The 17910-nt window shown below is 74.7% G+C and carries 14 protein-coding genes and 1 pseudogene; 7 read left to right on the top strand and 8 right to left on the bottom strand.

The features are described from left to right. Nucleotides 1-18: 18 nt before the first annotated feature. The 3 genes from WN71_RS42090 to WN71_RS34580 all read right to left on the bottom strand — a co-directional run bounded on the left by WN71_RS42090 (nucleotide 19) and on the right by WN71_RS34580 (nucleotide 3669). On the bottom strand, nucleotides 19-387 hold the full coding sequence (locus WN71_RS42090) for a VOC family protein (protein WP_046589192.1): 369 nt from the start codon (nucleotides 385-387) through the stop codon (nucleotides 19-21). After that, entirely contained in the window at nucleotides 384-2111 is a 1728-nt protein-coding gene (locus WN71_RS34575; RefSeq protein ID WP_046589194.1) for a DUF2264 domain-containing protein, read from the bottom strand. Before WN71_RS34575 ends, WN71_RS42090 begins: the two co-directional genes overlap by 4 nt. Before the next feature lie 148 nt (nucleotides 2112-2259). Continuing rightward, the gene (locus WN71_RS34580) at nucleotides 2260-3669 is read right to left on the bottom strand and encodes an RICIN domain-containing protein (protein ID WP_046589196.1); all 1410 of its coding nucleotides are present in this window, start codon (nucleotides 3667-3669) and stop codon (nucleotides 2260-2262) included. 364 nt (nucleotides 3670-4033) lie between these two features. Between WN71_RS34580 and mmuM the strand changes: the two genes are divergently transcribed. After that, a complete protein-coding gene (mmuM, locus tag WN71_RS34585; RefSeq protein WP_107469850.1) occupies nucleotides 4034-4969 on the top strand; it encodes a homocysteine S-methyltransferase in 936 nt (311 codons plus the stop codon). Nucleotides 4970-5346: 377 nt separating this feature from the next. Here mmuM and WN71_RS34590 read toward each other — a convergent pair whose 3' ends face one another. The 3 genes from WN71_RS34590 to WN71_RS34600 form a co-directional block, all read right to left on the bottom strand. Beyond that, the gene (locus WN71_RS34590; protein ID WP_206300221.1) at nucleotides 5347-6924 is read right to left on the bottom strand and encodes a carboxylesterase/lipase family protein; all 1578 of its coding nucleotides are present in this window, start codon (nucleotides 6922-6924) and stop codon (nucleotides 5347-5349) included. Between the two features lie 297 nt (nucleotides 6925-7221). Then, nucleotides 7222-8088, bottom strand: a complete 867-nt coding sequence (locus WN71_RS34595) for an isocitrate lyase/PEP mutase family protein (protein ID WP_046589201.1) — start codon at nucleotides 8086-8088, stop codon at nucleotides 7222-7224. Nucleotides 8089-8194: 106 nt separating this feature from the next. Then, a complete protein-coding gene (locus WN71_RS34600; protein WP_046589203.1) occupies nucleotides 8195-8857 on the bottom strand; it encodes a ThuA domain-containing protein in 663 nt (220 codons plus the stop codon). 184 nt (nucleotides 8858-9041) lie between these two features. Here WN71_RS34600 and WN71_RS34605 point away from each other — a divergent pair, with 184 nt between their 5' ends. Further along, a complete protein-coding gene (locus WN71_RS34605) occupies nucleotides 9042-9674 on the top strand; it encodes a VOC family protein (protein ID WP_046589205.1) in 633 nt (210 codons plus the stop codon). Nucleotides 9675-9781: 107 nt separating this feature from the next. Continuing rightward, complete coding sequence (locus WN71_RS34610; RefSeq protein WP_079178350.1) at nucleotides 9782-10183, top strand: VOC family protein; 402 nt, start codon at nucleotides 9782-9784, stop codon at nucleotides 10181-10183. On the opposite strand, the pseudogene WN71_RS34615 reads toward WN71_RS34610, so the two are convergent. Then, nucleotides 10169-10852, bottom strand: a pseudogene (locus WN71_RS34615) (helix-turn-helix transcriptional regulator); the annotation flags it as partial. The gene WN71_RS34610 and the pseudogene WN71_RS34615 overlap by 15 nt on opposite strands. A 60-nt stretch (nucleotides 10853-10912) precedes the next feature. Next, nucleotides 10913-12064: a YihY/virulence factor BrkB family protein gene (locus WN71_RS34620; RefSeq protein WP_046589210.1), complete on the bottom strand. Its 1152-nt coding sequence runs from the start codon at nucleotides 12062-12064 to the stop codon at nucleotides 10913-10915. 100 nt (nucleotides 12065-12164) lie between these two features. Here WN71_RS34620 and WN71_RS34625 point away from each other — a divergent pair, with 100 nt between their 5' ends. The 4 genes from WN71_RS34625 to WN71_RS34640 all read left to right on the top strand — a co-directional run bounded on the left by WN71_RS34625 (nucleotide 12165) and on the right by WN71_RS34640 (nucleotide 17837). Beyond that, on the top strand, nucleotides 12165-13799 hold the full coding sequence (locus WN71_RS34625) for an acyl-CoA dehydrogenase family protein (protein WP_046589212.1): 1635 nt from the start codon (nucleotides 12165-12167) through the stop codon (nucleotides 13797-13799). Nucleotides 13800-14331: 532 nt separating this feature from the next. Further along, nucleotides 14332-15606 carry a GAF domain-containing protein gene (locus WN71_RS34630; RefSeq protein ID WP_046589234.1) on the top strand — a complete coding sequence of 425 codons (1275 nt, stop codon included), beginning with the start codon at nucleotides 14332-14334 and terminating at the stop codon, nucleotides 15604-15606. A gap of 224 nt (nucleotides 15607-15830) precedes the next feature. Beyond that, a complete protein-coding gene (locus WN71_RS34635) occupies nucleotides 15831-17120 on the top strand; it encodes a hypothetical protein (RefSeq protein ID WP_046589214.1) in 1290 nt (429 codons plus the stop codon). Between the two features lie 144 nt (nucleotides 17121-17264). Then, on the top strand, nucleotides 17265-17837 hold the full coding sequence (locus WN71_RS34640) for a GNAT family N-acetyltransferase (protein WP_046589216.1): 573 nt from the start codon (nucleotides 17265-17267) through the stop codon (nucleotides 17835-17837). Nucleotides 17838-17910 lie beyond the last annotated feature (73 nt).

Genomic DNA, 17910 nt, shown 5'->3' on the forward strand with positions numbered 1-17910 from the left:
GTCGAGCCGTTCGCCCGGTCAGGCGGCCCGTTCGGCCGCGGAGCGTTCGACGCAGAACTCGTTGCCCTCCGGGTCGGCGAGCACGGCCCAGCCCGTGCCGTCCGGCTTGCGGCGGTCGTCGACCAGGGCGGCGCCGAGCGCGAGCAGCCGTTCGACCTCCGCGTCCCGGGTGCGGTCCTGCGGCTGAAGGTCGAGATGGAGCCGGTTCTTGGCCGACTTGGCCTCCGGCACGGTGACGAAGAGCAGCCCGGCGCCGGCGATCAGCGCCTCCGGATCGCCGGGCCGGTCGTCCTCGTGCAGGGGCTGTCCAAGGGCCTGGGACCAGAAGCTGCCGAGCGTGTAGGCGTCGGCGCAGTCCACGGTGATGTGACGGATGGCTGAGGTCATGCCGGGGATTCTGCTTCGGCGGCCCGGGGCGGGGCAACGGAGTTGTTCCGCACGGTCCCGTCGCCCGGGTGCACCCGCAGGGCCGGTCCGCCGGCGAACCGGACGGTCAACTCGCCGTTCCCGTGGGGCTGTACGGTCACCGAGGCGGCCAGGGGCGCGGGGTCCGGGTCGGCGGTGAGCCGGGCCAGCACGACGAACAGGGTGTCGCCTTCGCCCGTCGTGCCGGTGAGGGCGTCGGACAGGCCCAGCACGGGCAGGAGTTCGGCCCGCAGGCCCTCGCCGTCCGCCGACCATCCGGTCACCCGCACCTCCGTGCCGGGTGCGGCGCGGGACACCACGTGCGTACGCACCTCCACCGCGCCGTGCGCCAGCACCACGCTGGTCACCCGGGCGCCCCCGCCCGCCGTGTGCCGGGACGCCGCCCAGCCGTCCCCGGTGCCGAGCGGCTCGATGCCGGTGCGGCCCGGGTCGCCGCCGACGAAGACGCTGTTGTCGTACGACGGCGTGGGCCGGGTCGCGGTGGAGTAGGCGAGCCGGGTGTAGTGGGGGTCGTAGCGGACGTCCTCGCTGCCGTGGTTGTGCAGCCGGACGAGCCCGTCCGAACGGGTCGACTGGAGCAGCCAGTTGGGCTGCGAGATCGCGGTGACCGCGTCCTCGCGCCCGCTCGGTCCGGCCTCCTCCGGCGCCGTCCACACCGGGTGGTCAGCCGGGAGCAGCAGGCCGAGGAAGCCCTTGCTCGCCCAGTACGGGGAGCCGGGGCCCGAATACTCCTGGAGGACCGTCTCGTCGGGGCCGTGCCAGCCGAGGGTGAGCACGCCGTGCTCGTCGGTGGCGCCCCGGTCCAGGAAGTAGCGGAGCGCGCCGGACGCGAGCCGGCGGGTCTCGCCCGGGGCCAGCGGGGTGCGCCCGGTCAGCGCGCCGAGAAAGAGCGGGGCCGCGGTCGCGAACCGGTACGTCAGCGAACGGCCCTGGTGCAGCGGGGCGCCGTCGCCGCCGAACAGCCTTGCGTAGTCGGCGAGATGGGCCTCCAGGCGGCCGGCGTAGCGGTCGAGCAGGGGCGCGTCGCCGTCGAGCCAGGCGTGCAGCACCGGGTAGAGGTGCAGGGCCCAGCCGTTGTAGTAGTCGAACTTGCGCCCGTCGCCGTCGGTGTACCAGCCGCCGCCGAGGTACCACTTCTCGATCCGTTCCAGGCCCCGGTCGACGGCGGCGCGGGCGGCGTCGGGCTCGTGGCCGGCCTCGGCGAGGAAGCCGCCGACCGTCACCGGGAACAACTCCCAGTTGCAGGGCCAGGGTTCGGCGGTCAGGGCGTCGGCGAGCCAGGCCGCGGCGCGCTGCCGTACGGCGTCGTCGAGCCGGTCCCACAGCAGCGGACGGGTCAGCCGCAGGGCGAGGGCGACGGAGGCGGCCTCGACGAGCGGCTGGCCGCGGTCCTCGACGCGCGGCCATACGCCCGCGGTCCCGGCGGCGAGGCCGTCGGCGTAGCGGGCGAGGACGTCCTCGTCGCGGCGGAAGGCCGCGAGGAGCAGGGTGCGCGCGTAGCCCTCGAGCCCGTCGGACAGCCGCCCCGAGCGGCTCGGGCGGCCGCCGGGCAGATGGTAGAGGGCCTGGTCGGGGGTGGCGTACGGCGCCACCGCGGCGAGCAGGGCGTCGGCCGCGGCCTCCCAGTGGGCGCGGGTGAAGCCGGTGAACGGGCTCAGGGTGCGGTCGTCGGGCGGCAGGTGCATCGGGTGGTCGGGTCCTTCCGTCCGTCCGGCGGGGCCTGGGGCGCCCCGGTTCCGGTCGGGACGCCCCAGGGTCCTATCCCACCTGCTTCCCGCACCCGTGCGCCAGAGGCAGTCGGCGGGCGGTCGGGCGGTGGGGGTGGAGACGGGCTCAGGTGCCGCGGGTCCACTGCTGGTTGGTGGCGCCGCTGCAGGTGTAGGTGATGATGGCCGCGGAGTTGGCGGTGGACGCGCCGGAGACGTCCAGGCACTTGCCGCTCGCCCGGGACTTGACGGTCACGTAGGACCCGGAGGTGGTGACCGACCACTGCTGGGTGGTGGCCCCGGTGCAGTCCTCCTGGGTGACGTTCGTGGCGTTCTCCTGCAGGCACAACGAGCTTCCACGGCCCATCAGTTCGGCGTATCCGGAGCCGAGGTCCTTGAACCACCACTTCTGGTTGCCGCCGCCGTTGCAGGTGTACTGACTGATCGCGACGCCCTCCCAGAGCGACTGGTTCGGCACGTCGGCGCACTTCGAACTGTTGCGCGCGACAAGCGTGTTGTAGGTGGCGCTGGTGCCGGTGACCGTGCCGGCGGCGGTGTCGACGGCGATCTCCGGGTACCAGGACATGGACATCGTGGTGGAGGTCGGGAAGGTCAGCGGCAGCCACACGTAGCGGGAGTCGTTCACGGTGCCGCCGAAGGAGTCGCCCCAGCGGTCGCCCATGTAGAGGTAGGCGGTGCCGGAGGTGCCGGTGACCGGAAGGACGTACGCGGTCTGCGAGTTGTAGGCCGTCGAGTCGCCGACGGTGGACCAGGAGGTCCAGGGGCCGGCGAGGCTGGTGGCGGTGGCGTACTCCTGCTGGTTGGCGCTCCAGCCGGTGGCGCCCGACGTGAGCATGAAGTAGACCCCGCCCCGTTTGAACAGCGCGGGGGCCTCGCGGTGGCCGCCGGGCCAGGGGTTGGCGACCAGGGCGGCGATGCCGGTGTAGTCGGCGGTGAGCCGGTAGATCTGCAGGTCGTAGTTCTCGTTGGCGGCCGAGACCATGTACGCGGTGCCGTCGGTGTCGACGTACGTCGTCAGGTCGCGGGACATGTACTGGCCGAGCGGCTGGAAGCTGCCCTGGTAGGTGTAGGTGCCGTCGACCGTGTCGGAGACGGCGACCGCGGCGCGGGCCTGGCTGTAGTCGACGCCGTTCTCCTTGTGCATCCACATCACGTACTTCCCCGTGGACGCGTTGTAGACGACCTTCGGGCGCTCGATGTAGGCGGTGGCGAGTTCGGCGGCGGAGGACTGGGTGAGGACGTGGGCCCGGAACTCCCAGTTCTTCAGGTCGGTGGAGCGGTAGGCGTCGACGTAGCGGAAGGTGTCGTCGGCGTTGCGGTCCTCGCCGAACCAGTAGTAGTACGAGCCGACCTTGATGACCCCGCCGCCGTGCGCCTGGACGGCGGCGCCGGAGGTGTCCGTGAACTTGGTGCCGTTGGTGACCGTCTGGGCCGCGGCCTGGGCGGGCGCGGCGGCGGCGAGCGCGCCGAACAGCGCCAGACAGCAGGCCAGCAGGATGGCGTACGCACGTCTCATCTCTCGCGCTCCCGTGTCTCGTCATGTCCGGTAGGGCGAACGGCATTTGTCATCGCGAACGCGGAAAAGGTACGGGCGGGATGCGGGGAGGTCAACGGGTTGAACGACGTCGCCTGCGACGGGCCTGCGGCGGGCTTGGCGGGGTGTGCGGGTGCGGTCACGTCGTGGCTGATCGCGCAGTTCCCCGCGCCCCTGTGAGGCTGGGGGTGGACGCTCGGCGTAGTGCCCCCCGTGCGGGCGCGTCGTGGCTGATCGCGCAGTTCCCCGCGCCCCTGAGGGGGTCGGGGGCCGGGGATCCCCAAGGGCGCGGGGAGCTGCGTGAGCGGGATCCGTCGGTTGGTGGGTGATCGGTTAGCGTCTGGGTATGACCGGCACACCCACCGCTTCCCTCGCCGACGCGCTCGCCTCCGGGACCCTGGTCCTCGACGGCGGGATGTCCAACCAGCTCGAGTCCGCGGGCTTCGACCTCAGCGACGCGCTGTGGTCGGCGCGGCTGCTCGCGGAGCGGCCCGAGGCGATCACCGAGGCGCACCTCGCGTACTTCACCGCGGGCGCGAGCGTCGCGATCACCGCCAGCTATCAGGCCACCTTCGAGGGGTTCGCCGCCCGCGGCGTCGGCCCCGCAGAGGCGGCCCGGCTGCTGCGGCTCAGCGTGGAGCTCGCCCGCGAGGCGGCCCGCCGGGCGCGGGCCGGGGACGCCGGGCGGCCGCTGTGGGTGGCGGCCTCCGTGGGGCCGTACGGGGCGATGCTCGCGGACGGCTCCGAGTACCGCGGGAACTACGGCCTGAGCGTGGCCGACCTGGAGCGGTTCCACCGGCCGCGGATGGAGACGCTGGCCGAGGCCGGGCCGGACGTGTTCGCGCTGGAGACGGTGCCCGACGCGGCCGAGGCGCAGGCGCTGCTGCGGGCGGTGCGCGGGCTCGGGGTCCCGGCGTGGCTGTCGTACACCGTCGACGGGGACCGGACCCGGGCCGGCCAGCCGCTGGCGGAGGCGTTCGCACCGGCCGCCGACGTGGACGAGATCGTGGCGGTCGGCGTGAACTGCTGCGCGCCGCAGGACGTGGAGCGTGCCGTCGAGACGGCGGCCCGGGTGACGGGCAAGCCTGTCGTCGTCTACCCCAACAGCGGCGAGAGCTGGGACGCGGGCGCCCGCGCCTGGACCGGCCGCACCACCTTCGGCCCGGACCGGGTCAGGTCGTGGCGCGACGCGGGGGCGCGCCTGGTGGGCGGCTGCTGCCGGGTGGGGCCGGAGGGGATCGTGGCGATCGCCGGGGCGCTGGAGGGCGGCGGGGCGCAGTAGGACGACGGGGCGCCGGCGGGCCGGCCGCCGGGCGCCGGAGAACCACCAGGTCCCGGAGAACCGGCCGGGCGCCGGAGAACCACCAGGTCCCGGAGAACCGGCCGGGCGCCGGACGACCACCAGGTCCCGGAGAACCGGCCGGGCGCCGGACGACCACCAGGTCCCGGACAACCGGCCGGGCGCCGGACGACCACCAGGTCCCGGACAACCGGCCGGGCGCCGGACGACCACCAGGTCCCGGACAACCGGCCGGGCGCCGGACGACCACCAGGTCCCGGACAACCGGCCGGGCGCCGGACGACCACCAGGTGCCGGAGAACCGGCCGGGGGCAGCAGGGCGGTGGGGCCCGGTGGGGCCGGCCCGTCGGGGTGCGGGTTCAGTGCCGGCGGACCATCGCCGTACGGCGGAGCCGGCGGACGACCGCGCGGAGTTCCGCGCCGCGGGTCGGCTGGCCGTCGGCGGACGCCTCGGGGACCGGGTCCGCGGCCTGGGTGTCGGCCGTCCACAGGGCCAGGGCCGCGTCGCGGGGGCCGTGGGCGGTGTACGGCTCGTCCTCGCCGAAGACGCGTACCGGATGCGAGGCGTCCCACGGCTCCCAGCCCGGGTCGCCGGTCTCCGCGAAACGCACCCACGCGCGGTGCATCGTGGTGGCCAGGTCGGGGGGCGCGCCCTCCCCGGCCAGCTTGGCGGCCTCGGGGACCTCGCCGGTGTCGAAGACGAAGCCGAGTTCGAGGGCGTGGCAGGCGCCGAGGTCGGGCAGGCGGGAGGGCCAGGCGAACTCGTAGACGTACGACGAGCCCGGGCGGGCGTCCGCGAGCCGTTGCAGGGGCAGCCGCAGCAGCCGGTCGGTGACCATCTGGCCGACCGTCTCGGCGGTGCCGGCCTGCGGGTACAGGCCGCGGTAGCCGCGCGGGACGCCGATGCCGCAGTGGCAGCGGGCGCGGGCCGCGGCCAGGGCGACCGGGCCGAGCCGGTCGACGCGCTCCAGCAGGCCGCCCGGCACCAGCCACAGCAGGTACTCGTCGCGGGTCCAGCCGAGGAGCAGGTCGGCGCCGGGGGCGGCGTCGCCCGCGAGCAGTGCCTCCAGGGGGTCGTACGGGACGAGGTCGCCGTCGGTGACGATGCCGAAGGCGGGCCCGCCGAGGACCGGGCTGCTGAGCCGCCCCACGTCGGCCTGGGTGCGCAGCAGCAGATCGCGGTCGACGGCGGCGAACGCCTCCGCGGTGGCCGGGACCTTCAGCCGGGCCGCCATCCGGCGCACCATGCGCCGCACCTTCGCGCGGTCCGACGCCTCCGGGGCGCCGCTCTGCAGGATCGCCCGCCGGAACAGGCCCTGGGCCTGCGGGGCGGCGGCCAGGGCGCCGACGCTGATGGCCCCGGCGGACTGTCCGCACAGGGTGACCCGGCCGGGGTCGCCGCCGAAGGCCGCTATGGACTCGTGCACCCAGCGCAGGGCGGCCAGCTGGTCGCGCAGGCCGGGGTTGGCGGGGGCGTCGGGGAAGAGGCCGTAGCCCTCGACGCCGAGCCGGTAGTTGACCGAGACGAAGACGACGCCGTCGCGGGCGAACGGCCGCCCGTCGTACACCGGGATCGCGGAGGAGCCCCTGGTCAGCGCGCCGCCGTGGAGGAACACCAGGACCGGCAGGCGGGCGCCGGGGGCCGGCTCGGGGGTCCAGACGTTGAGGTTGAGGCAGTCGTCGCCGGGGATCTCGGGGTCGGAGAGGTAGTGCGCGAAGGCGTCCGAGTACGGCGGCTTCGGTGCGGTGGGGCCGAAGGCGGCCGCGTCGCGCACGCCGTCCCAGGGCTCGGGCGGGGCGGGCGGGCGGAAGCGGCGGGGGCCGAAGGGCGGGGCGGCGTAGGGGATGCCGCGGAACACGGCGACGCCGCGCTCGTACCGGCCGCGTACCGCCCCGTGCGGGGTCCTGACCACGGGGTCCGTCTGGTCTGCCGTCATCCGCGCACCAGCTCCTCGCCGCGCTCGTGAAGCATCGTTCACATCAGAGCATCACCCCGGCCCGGGGTATTCCGCCGCCCGGGCCCCCACCGGCCGGCGGCCGATCGCGCAGTTCCCCGCGCCCCTTACGGGGCACCCCAGGGCACGCACCCCAGGGGCGCGGGGAACTGCGCGATCAGCTCCCACCGGCCCGCAGCCGGACATCCGGGGTCGTGCCCCCCTGCGGGTCCGCGGGTGGCTGGTCGCGCAGTTCCCCGCGCCCCCAGGGAGCTGCGGACCGGGCGGGCTGCGGGAGGTTCAGGCCGGTGTCCCCGCGGGATGCGCTTCGCGGCGGTGGGCGATGTTGCGTTCCAGCAGGCTGGTCGCCGCGCGGACGCCGACCCCGCGCGCGGCGTCGAGCTCCGGCAGCCGCCCGTCCGCCGCCTTGAGGCCGGACAGCGCCGCGTGCATCGCCTCATGGGCGGCGAAGAGGCAGGGCGTGCTGTAGATCGCGACCTCCACGCCGAGATCCGACAGCTCGCTCAGCGACAGCCGCGGCGACTTCCCGCCCGCGATCTGGTTGAACAGCAGCGGCTTGGTGCCGACCACGTCCCGGATCCGCCGGATCCACTCCACGCTGCGCACCCCGTCCACCAGCACGACGTCCGCGTCCGTGGCGGCCAGCGCCGCGGCCCGGCGCAGGATGTCGTGCTCGTCGGTGGCGTCGGTGCGCGCGACGACCACCAGGTCCTGGCGCGTCGCCAGCACCATCTCCAGCTTGGCCAGGTACTCCTCCAGCGGCAGCACCTGCTTGCCGTCCGCGTGCCCGCAGCGGCGCGGCCGCTTCTGGTCCTCCAGGATCACCCCGGAGGCCCCGATCCGCTCCAGCCCCTCCACCACATGGCAGGCGACCTCGGGATCGACGTACCCGTCGTCGATGTCCACCAGCAGATGGTGGGCGGGGAAGGCACCCCGCAGCCGCTGCACGAAGGCGACCATGTCCGGCCAGGCGATGAAGCCGATGTCCGGCAGCCCGTAGTACGACGCCGCGAATCCGAAGCCGGAGACGAACATCCCGTCGTAGTGGGCCGCCGCGATCGACGCCGAGTACATGTCGTACACGCCGATCAGCGGCGTGGTCCCCGGCTCGGCGATCCGCTCGCGCAGCTTGTTCCCGTGAGTCACGGTCCGGTTCCTCCAAAGTCGCTTTGCCAATACGTGAGCATTCACATGGAGTCACATGACTCTTGGCTTATGCGACCTTTACTCGCCCGAACAGGGCCGGAACCCCTCAATCGGCCGTCCGCGCCGCCCAGCCGACCCCGCCGTACAGATGCGCGAGGAAGTCCTCGTCCTCGTACGCCGCCGGGGCGTGGCCCAGCGCCGTGTAGAACACCCGGCCCGCGCCCTGGGTACGGCACCACGCGAGCGGGTGGTCCTCGCCCATGCCGCCGCCGTCGTACGACGACTCGTCGGCCCGGAGCAGCACGCGGACCGGACCGCGAGGGGCGGCGTCGAAGTCGTACCACTCGTCGGTGCGGGTCCAGACGGCCGGCAGATGCCGGGTCGCGGGGTGGCCGGGGTCCGCCACCAGGGCGTCGCCGGGCTGGAGTTCGGGGTGGCGGGTGAAGCGCGCGCCGAGGAGTTCGCCGTAGTACGGCCAGTCGTACTCGGTGCACGCGGCGGCGTGCACGCCCGCGAACCCGCCGCCCGACTCGACGTGGCGGGCGAGGCGTTCGCGGCCGGCGGGGGTGAGGACCTCGCCGCTGGTGGAGAGGAAGACCACGGCCGCGTACGGGTCCAGCGGCCGTTCCAGGGCCGCCGGGTCCTCGGTGTGGTCGACCTCGAAGGCGCCGTGCCAGGCGAGCGCGGCGACGCCGTAGGGGATGGACTCGTGGCGGTAGTCGGTGGTGCGCGTGTACACGAGCAGCCGGGGGCGGTCGTCGGTGGTCATCCCCGCACCCCCATGAGGTTGCCGCGGCCGGTGACCAGGAGGGGAAGCCGGCGGGCGGGCACGGGCAGCGGGCGATGTCGTCCCGAACGGATCATGCGCCCATACTGCCGCACCGGCGATCCGCCGCCCCCTTGTCGACGTATCTCTTGTCGACGGATTCCGTACGGCCCTAACCTCGGCCGGAATGAAGGCCATTCCCCCACTGCTGGACCATCTGGTCCTCGCCACCCCGGATCTCACGGCCACCGTCGCCGACTTCGCCCGGCGCACCGGTGTGACGCCGGCGCCCGGCGGCGCCCATGTGGACCTCGGCACCCGCAACCACCTGGTGTCACTGGGCGGCGGCAGTTATCTGGAGATCATCGGCCCCGACCCCGAGCGGGAACTCCCCCCGGGTCCACGGCCGTTCGGTCTCCACACGATGGCCCGGGCGCGCACGGTGAGCTGGGCGATCGGGCCGCCCGACCTGGACGCGGCGATCACGGCCGCGCGATCCCGGGGCTACGATCCCGGCCCCGCGCGCCCGATGAGCCGCCGCGCCCCGGACGGCACGCTCCTGCAGTGGCGGCTGACCGGCGGCGACACCGCGCACCCCTCCGGGCTGGTCCCGTTCCTCATCGACTGGGGCGGCTCGGCCCATCCGTCGGCGTCGGGCCTGCCGGTCACGCCGCTCGTGTCCGTCACGGCGACGGCCCCGGACCCGGACGAGATCCGGCCACTGCTCGCCGCCCTCGGCACCGCGCTCGAACTGCGCGAGGGGCCGGTGGGGCTGTCCTTCACGGTGGACACGGCGCACGGGCCGGTCACGTTCGCCTGAGCCCGCCCCGGCCCGGCCCAGCCCTCATGAACTCCCTGTCCGATTCCTTCAAGACCCGCGCCGCCCGCCCCGCCTACCGTGGCCGCATGACGACGACACCGCGAACCATCACCCCCCGCTGCGCCGTGATCGGCCTGGTCGCCTCCGACCTGGGGGCGTCGCTCGCCTTCTACCGCCGCCTCGGTCTGGTCTTCCCCGAGGGGGCCGAGGAGCAGCCGCATGTCGAGGCCGCGCTGCCCGGCGGGCTCACCCTCGCGCTGGACACCGAGGAGACCGTCCGCTCGTTCCACCCCACGTGGCGGCCGCCGGCCGGCGGCGGGCGCCTCTCGCTCGCGTTCCGGTGCGACTCACCGGCCGACGTCGACGCCGTCCACGACGACCTCGTGGCCGCCGGACACCACAGCGAACTCAAGCCCTGGGACGCCTTCTGGGGGATGCGCTACGCCGTGGTCCACGACCCCGACGGCAACGGCGTCGACCTCTTCTGCCCGCTGCCCGCCGCCGAGTAGCTCGCGCAGCGGCATCCCGGTCAGCTGCCGTACGTCCCGGGCCAGATGGGCCTGGTCGGCGAAGCCGGCGCGGGCCGCGGTCTGCGCGAACGGCACCCCGGCGCGGGCCAGCGCGAGCGCCCGTTGCAGCCTGAGGACGCGGGCCAGCGTCTTCGGGCCGTAGCCGAACGCGGCCAGCGACCGGCGGTGCAACTGACGTGCGCCGAGCCCGAGTCCGTCGGCCGTGGCGGCCACCGGGCGGCCCGCGCCCAGCGCCTCGGCCATCTCGCGGAGCAGCGGGTCGGGCGGGTCCGTCCCGGCGGCGCGCTCCAGGGCCACCTCCTCCAGGGCGGCGGCGGTGCCGGGCGCCGCCGCGATCCGGTCGCGCAGCCGCCGTACGACGGGCGCGGGCCACAGGTCGGCGAGGTCGACCCGGCGGTCGCGCAGTTCGTGCGCGGGCACGCCGAGCAGCGCGGGCGCGGTGCCGGGCGGGAAGCGGACGCCCGTGAAGGGCACGGCGGGTCCGTCGGGGACGTGGGCCCGGGTGTCCGGGCCGGCGACGAGCAACCGCCCCGCGGACCACATCAGGTCCATGCATCCGTCGGGCAGCACCGGCCCCGGCCGGGCTCCGTCGGGCACGTTGGTCCAGACGACGGCGCCGGCCAGCCGCGAGCCGCGCTCCTGGTACACGCGGCCCAGGCTACGCCCGGCTCCCGGCGCGCGGCCCCCGAAACGGCGCCGGCCCCGTGCTCAGGAGGGATCCTCCGGCTTGTGCGGCGGGTGGTTGCTCTTCACATGGGTGCGCAGCCGCGAGGTCACGTCCTCCGGCGGCAGGAACCGCGACCAGCGCTCCGGGAACTCCGACGGCATGTCGGGGTCGTCGGGATCGTCGGGATCCTCCGGGTCGTGGGCGACCGCGGCGCGGGCGACGTACTCGGCGATCTGCGCCTCGCGCACCCGCTCGTTGGCGGCGCGGGCCGCGGACGTGGCGGCGGCCGGCCACACCCGGTCGATGGCCGCGTTCACGGCGGCCCCGACCAGCACGGCGAACGCGGACACACCGATCCACAGCAGTACGGCGACCGAGGCGGCGAGGGAGCCGTAGATGGTGGCGCCCTCGATGGTGTGGGTGATGTAGATGCGGAGCAGGAAGCTGCCGAGCACCCACATCGCCAGCGCCACCAGCGCGCCGGGCACGTCCTCGATCCACGGCGAACGCACGGGCACGGAGACGTGGTACAGCGTGGTCAGGAAGACGACGGACAGCACGATCACCACGGGCCAGTACAGGACCTGGACCAGGGTCTCGGACCACGGCACGAGCGCCACCACGGCGTCCGGGCCCGCGACCATCAGCGGCAGCGCGATCGAGCCGATCACCAGGGCCGCGATGAACAGCAGGAACGACACCACCCGGGTCTTGACGATGCCGCGCACCCCGTCGAGGCCGTACATCACGGTGATGGTGTCGATGAAGACGTTCACGGCGCGCGAGCCCGACCACAGGGCGAAGAGGAAGCCGATGGAGATGACGTCGGGGCGGCCGCCCTGCATCACGTCGCGCAGGATCGGTTTGGCGATGTCGGTGACGCCCTTCTCGGACAGCACCGTCCGCGAGGCGTCCAGGATGTTCTTCTCCAGGCTGCTGATGGAGTCGGTGCCGGTCCAGGCGTCGACGTAGCCGAGCAGCCCGATGAGGCTGAGCAGCAGCGGGGGCACCGACAGCAGCGTGAAGAACGCGGCCTCGGCGGCCAGGCCGAGGATGCGGTACTCCATGCAGGAGTTCACGGTGTCCTTGAGCAGCAGCCAGGCGGTCCTGCGCTTGGAGACGTTCCGGTAGAGGGCGCGGGCCCGGTGGAGTCGGCCGGAGGGCCGCTCGGGGGGATCACTGGCGTGCTGCACGACCTAACGTTATCCGTCGCGGCAGGTCGGGCTCATCCCGCGGGTACCCAAGGGCCGTCCCTGCGTGAGGGGCGCCCCCGGCCCGGGTAGGTTCGCAGACATGGCAGCCAGCACGCACACCGTGACCAACCAGGCCCCGCCACTGACCGGCTACGACGTCTTCGGCGCCGACCGTGCCCTGGTCGAGGCGGTCGACCGGCACACCCTGCCGGAGGCGCTGGAGGAGGTCCGTGCGGAGCTGTCCGCGCTCGGCCGCACCTGCGGCTCGGCGCAGGTGCAGGAGTGGGCGGTGCAGGCGAACGAGAACCCGCCGCGGCTGCGCACCCACGACCGGTACGGCAACCGGATCGACGAGGTCGACTTCCACCCCGCCTGGCACCGGCTGCTCGGCAAGGGCGTCTCGGCCGGGCTGACCGCGGCCTGGGGGCGGCCCGCCGGGCATGTGCGGCGGGCGGCGGCCTTCCTGGTGTGGTCCCAGGTGGAGGCGGGCAACGGCTGCCCGCTGTCGATGACCCACGCGGCCGTGCCCGCGCTGCGCGCCGAGCCGGAGCTGGCCGCCGAGTGGGAGCCCCGGCTGACGTCCACGGTCTACGACCGCGAGCTGCGGCCGGCCCGGCACAAGGCCGGAGTGCTGTTCGGCATGGCGATGACGGAGAAGCAGGGCGGCAGCGACGTCCGCGCGAACACGACCGTGGCGCGGCCCCTCGCGGAGCCGGGGGCGTACGAGCTGACCGGGCACAAGTGGTTCTGCTCGGCGCCCATGTCGGACGGGTTCCTGGTGCTCGCGCAGGCGGCCGAGGGCCCGACCTGCTTCCTGGTCCCGCGGGTGCTGCCGGACGACAGCCGCAACACCTTCCGGCTCCAGCGGCTCAAGGACAAGCTCGGCAACCGTTCCAACGCCTCCTCGGAGGTCGAGTTCGACGGGACCTGGGCGCGCCGGGTGGGCGAGGAGGGGCGCGGGGTGCGCACCATCATCGAGATGGTCGCCGCGACCCGGCTGGACTGCGTGCTCGGCTCGGCGGCCCTGATGCGGCAGGCGGTCGCGCAGGCGGTCCACCACTGCGCGCACCGCTCGGCGTTCGGCGGGAAGCTGATCGACAAGCCGCTGATGCGCAACGTGCTGGCCGACCTCGCGATCGAGTCGGAGGCGGCGACGGCGCTCGCGCTGCGGCTCGCGGCCGCGTACGACGACGGCGGCGAGCGGGAACGGGCGTTCCTGCGGCTCGCCGTGCCGGCCGCGAAGTACTGGGTGACCAAGCGCTGCGCGCCGCTGGTGGTGGAGGCGGCGGAGTGCCTCGGCGGCAACGGCTATGTCGAGGAGTCGGGGCTGCCCCGGCTGGTGCGCGAGTCGCCGCTCAACTCGATCTGGGAGGGGGCGGGCAATGTCCAGGCGCTGGACGTGGTGCGGGCGCTCGGGCGGGAGCCGGGGGCGCTGGACGCGTGTCTCGTCGAGATCGGGCGGGCCCGGGGCGCGGACCACCGGCTGGACGGTGCCATCAAGAACCTGCTGACCGAACTCGCCGACCTGGAGAGCGTGGAGGGGCGCGCGCGGCGGCTGGCGGAGCGGCTGGCGCTGGTGCTGCAGGGGTCGTTGCTGGTGCGGTACGCGCCGCCGTCGGTCGCCGACGCGTTCTGCGCCTCGCGGCTGGGCGGGGACTGGGGGGCGGCGTTCGGCACCCTGCCCCACACCCTGGACCTGACCACGGTGACCGACCGGGCCCGCCCCGTGATGTGACCCACCCACACCCACCGGCCCGGCGGGGGCCGATCGTGCGGCCGCGGGCCGGTGGGGGCTGATCGCGCAGTTCCCCGCGCCCCTGGGGAACTGCGCCAGGCCCCACACCCCAGGGGCGCGGGGAACCGCGCGAGCAACCACAACGGACCCGCACGGGACCACAAGGCCACCCCCCATAGGGGCGCGGGGAACTGCGCGAGCCACCACGGCGCACCCGCACCAGAACACGAGGCCGGTGAAAGCGGAGCGCAGGGGTGGTGCTGCGCCGACACGGCACCACCCCCGCCCATCGGGCCCGTCGAGGCCCCGACCGCCGCACGCGGCGGCGTGGCACAAGTTTCAAGGACCGCAAGCCCGTTCACCAGGGTTGCACAGGGTTGCAACTTGTTGGCGGGGTGTGCGGAGGGTGCCCCTCCGTGTCGGCCGGGCGGCAGTATGTGACGCAGCCGCCGGACCGGAAGCCGTCGGCCCGACGGCTTGGCGTCCGGCGTCTCGTGCGCCACCGGGGAGGACCGAAGTGGCGAACCCGCCGATGAACGTGGCGCACATCGCCGGCGCCGACACGGCGGAGACGGCGCGGCTGCTCAGCGAGGTCCGCACCGCGAGGCTGGCCGGGCAGCCCAGCCGGTTCGCGCCCCGGCCGGTGATCGAGCAGTCGTGGGAGCGGATGCTGCGCGGCGGGGTCGACCCGGACCGGGAGGCGCACGGCGGGCTGCTGACGCCGGACGAGGTGCGGCGGCGGCGCGAGGAGTCCCCGCTGCGCGAGGTGCTGGAGGTCGTACGGGAGGGTCTGCTGGCCACGGCGGACGAGGCGCACCACATCATGGTGGTGGCCGACGCGGACTGCCGGCTGCTGTGGCGGGAGGGCTCGCCGCCGGTGCTGCGCAGGGCCGACGGGGTGGGCTGCGAACTCGGCGCGGACTGGCGGGAGGAGATCGTCGGCACCAACGGCGTGGGCACCACCGCGGTGGTCGGCCGGCCCGTACAGGTCTTCGCCTCCGAGCACTTCGTACGGTCGCAGGGGACGTGGACGTGCACCGGCGCCCCGGTCACCGACCCCCGGGACGGTCGGCTGCTCGGCGTCGTCGACGTCAGCGGCCCGCTGGAGACCATGCACCCGGCCACCCTCGCCTGGGTCGGCTCGGTGGCCAGGCTCGCCGAGGCGCGGCTGCGGGAGCTGCATCTGGCGTCGCTGGAGCGGCTGCGCGCGGTGGGCGCTCCGGTGCTGGCCCAACTGGCAGGCCGGGCACTGGTGGTGGACCGGGACGGCTGGACGGCGGCGCTGAGCGGGATGCCGCACACGCGCCGGGTCGCGCTGCCCAAGTCGCTCGCCCCGGGCCGCCGGTGGCTGCCCTCGCTGGGGCTGTGCTCGGTGGAGCCGCTGGCGGGCGGCTGGTTGATCCGGGCGGCGGCGGAGCCGGGCCCGCTCGGCGCGGTGCGGATCGTGCTCGATCTGGCCCAGCCGCGCCGCTGGTCGCTGCGGGTGTCCGGCGAGGCGGGATCCTGGAGCCACGAACTGAGCGCGCGGCACGCCGAGTTGCTCTATCTGCTGGCCCTGCACCGGGACGGCCGCAGCGCCGCGGAGCTGGCCGACGACATGTTCGGCGATCCGCTGCGCACAGTGACGGTGCGGGCCGAGATGTCGCGGGTACGGCGGTATCTCGGCGGCTTCCTGGAGCACCGGCCGTATCGTTTCTGCGAGGACGCGGACGTGGCCCTGCTGCTCCCCGACGACCCCCGCGACCTGCTGCCCCACTCGACGGCGCCGGGGGTGGCCCGCGGCCGGGCGCGGATCCGGGTGACGTGAACGGAAGTCCCGTGCGCGAGCGGGCGTTCGAGCCCGGCGGAACCCGGCGCCCCGCCTGCACAATCGGCACCCTCAAGGAGCATATTCCGCATATTTGCTGGGTCTTCGACTTGAGCGCGCCTCGACTGTCGTAGCATCCCTCTACGAGTCACCAGCCGCCCCTGGCTTCGATCCGGCCCAACGTCCGGTTTCTCAGGCGCTGTTGGTTCGCCTCGGGAGGTGGAATGAGAAGTCGGGGCCGACATCGCCGCCGCAGGCGGGGCAGGGCGCTGCGCGCCTTCCTGACCGGAACCGCCCTCGCCCTCACCGCGGCCGCCACGATGATCAGCGCTTCCCAGGCCACCGTGACCGCCGGGCCGGGCGCGCTGAAACCGCTCACCTCGTCCGCCGCGCTGGACCGGCTCACGCTGCGTGAGGAGTTGCAGCCGCAGCGTTCGCTCGACCGGCTGGCCTCCGCGATGGGCCGCCCGGTCGGGGTGGACACGGTCCTCGCCGACGCCGACCGCACGCTGCGCGACTCCGCCGACTGCACGCCCGCCGAGCGCGAGGCGCTGCCGGCCGAGCCCACCGCCACCCGCGCCTACTGCTGGGACGCGGACGACACCCGCACCTGGCAGCCCGGCGCCGTCACCACGTCCGGGGACGCCGACGACGACGGCCACTGGGGCACGCACCGGGTGATCCTCTCCGGCTGGAGCCGGCACGGCTCGCTGGCCCGGATCGCCTTCGTCGACGCGGACGACCCCGCCCGCCTCTCCTACACCTGGGTGCTGCTGACCGTGCCGGTCGACGGCGGCCGCGACTACCGCGCGCTCGCCTCGACCGTCACCGGCATGGTCTGGTACCAGCAGAAGCTCCTGGTCACCGCGGGCCGGGCCGGTGCGCAGGCGCTGTACGTCTACGACCTGCGCCGCATCCAGCGCGCCACCGCGGACACCCCGGCGGTGGGCCGGGTGCGCGGCGGCTGGTCGGCCCACGGCTACCGCTACGTCATGCCCGCGGTGGGGTCGTACGAGCTGACCGGCGGCGCGTGCACCGCGCGGGCGGACAGTGGCACGCCCTGCGTGGCGGGGATCGGGCTCGACCGCTCCACCGCGCCGGACAGCCTGGTCGCCGCCGAGGCGGGGGCTGCGGGCGGCGACCGGAGCACCCGGCTGTGGCGCTACTCCTTCGACGGCGCCCGCGGCGGCCTGCTCGCCACCGGGGCGACCGGGCGCGCGGACGCCACACAGGCGTACGAGACGAAGGCCGGCGGGACCGGCGGCGTGCTGTCGTACCGCTCGGGCTGGTACCTCGGCGGGACGGCCGACGAGCCGGACGGGCACGGCACGCTGTGGCGGCAGGACACCCGCGGCGCGCGGGCGGCGCACTGCGGCTCGGACGGCTCCCGGCGGTGCTGGGCCGGCCGGCCGCGATCGCTGTCGTACTGGGCGGAGACCGGCGAGGTCTGGTCCCAGTCGGGCCGGACGCTGTTCGCGCTGCCGCTCGCCTCGATCGACCGGGCGCTCGGGTAGGGCCCGTCGTTCGGATCGGGCCGCCGGGCGTCGGCGGCTGCGCGGCGTGCCGGTCCACCGGCCCACGTCGGCGGCTGCGAGGTGCCGGTCCACCGGCCGGGCCCCGATCGACAGAAGCCGCGGCCAGATGATTCCCTGACCGGCATGACCCGTATCGCCGTGACCACCTGGTCCCTGGAGCAGACCGCGCCGACCGACCTCCTCCCGGCCGCCGCGCCCGAGGGAGACGTCCGGATCGTCCGCGCGGAGGTTCCCTCGCCCGAGTACAGCCGCTTCCTCTACGCGTCCGTCGGCGGCGACATCCTGTGGACGGACCGGCTCGGCTGGACGTACGACCGCTGGGTGGAGCACCTGGCGCGGCCGGGCGTGGAGACCTGGGTCGCCTACGACCGCGGCACCCCCGCCGGCTACGTGGAGCTGGAGCCGCAGGACGACGGCGTCGTGGAGATCGTCTACTTCGGGCTGCTCCCGGCCTTCCGGGGCCGCCGGATCGGCGGGCACCTCCTCTCCTACGGCGCCGCCCGCGCCTGGGACCTCGCCGACCGCTGGGCCGGGCTGACCGACACCAAGCGGGTCTGGCTGCACACGTGCAGCAAGGACGGCGAGCACGCGATGGCCAACTACCAGCGGCGCGGCTTCAAGCTCTTCGACACCAAGGTCGAGGAGGAGGACGTACGCGCCACCCCCGGCCCCTGGCCCGGTGCGCACCCGGCCTGACCGCAGGGCCCCGCACGCCGCGCACCCCGCACCCCGCACCCTGCACCCCGCACCCCGCACCCCGCACCCCGCA

It is taken from the genome of Streptomyces mangrovisoli, assembly GCF_000974985.2.
GTDB lineage: Bacteria > Actinomycetota > Actinomycetes > Streptomycetales > Streptomycetaceae > Streptomyces > Streptomyces mangrovisoli.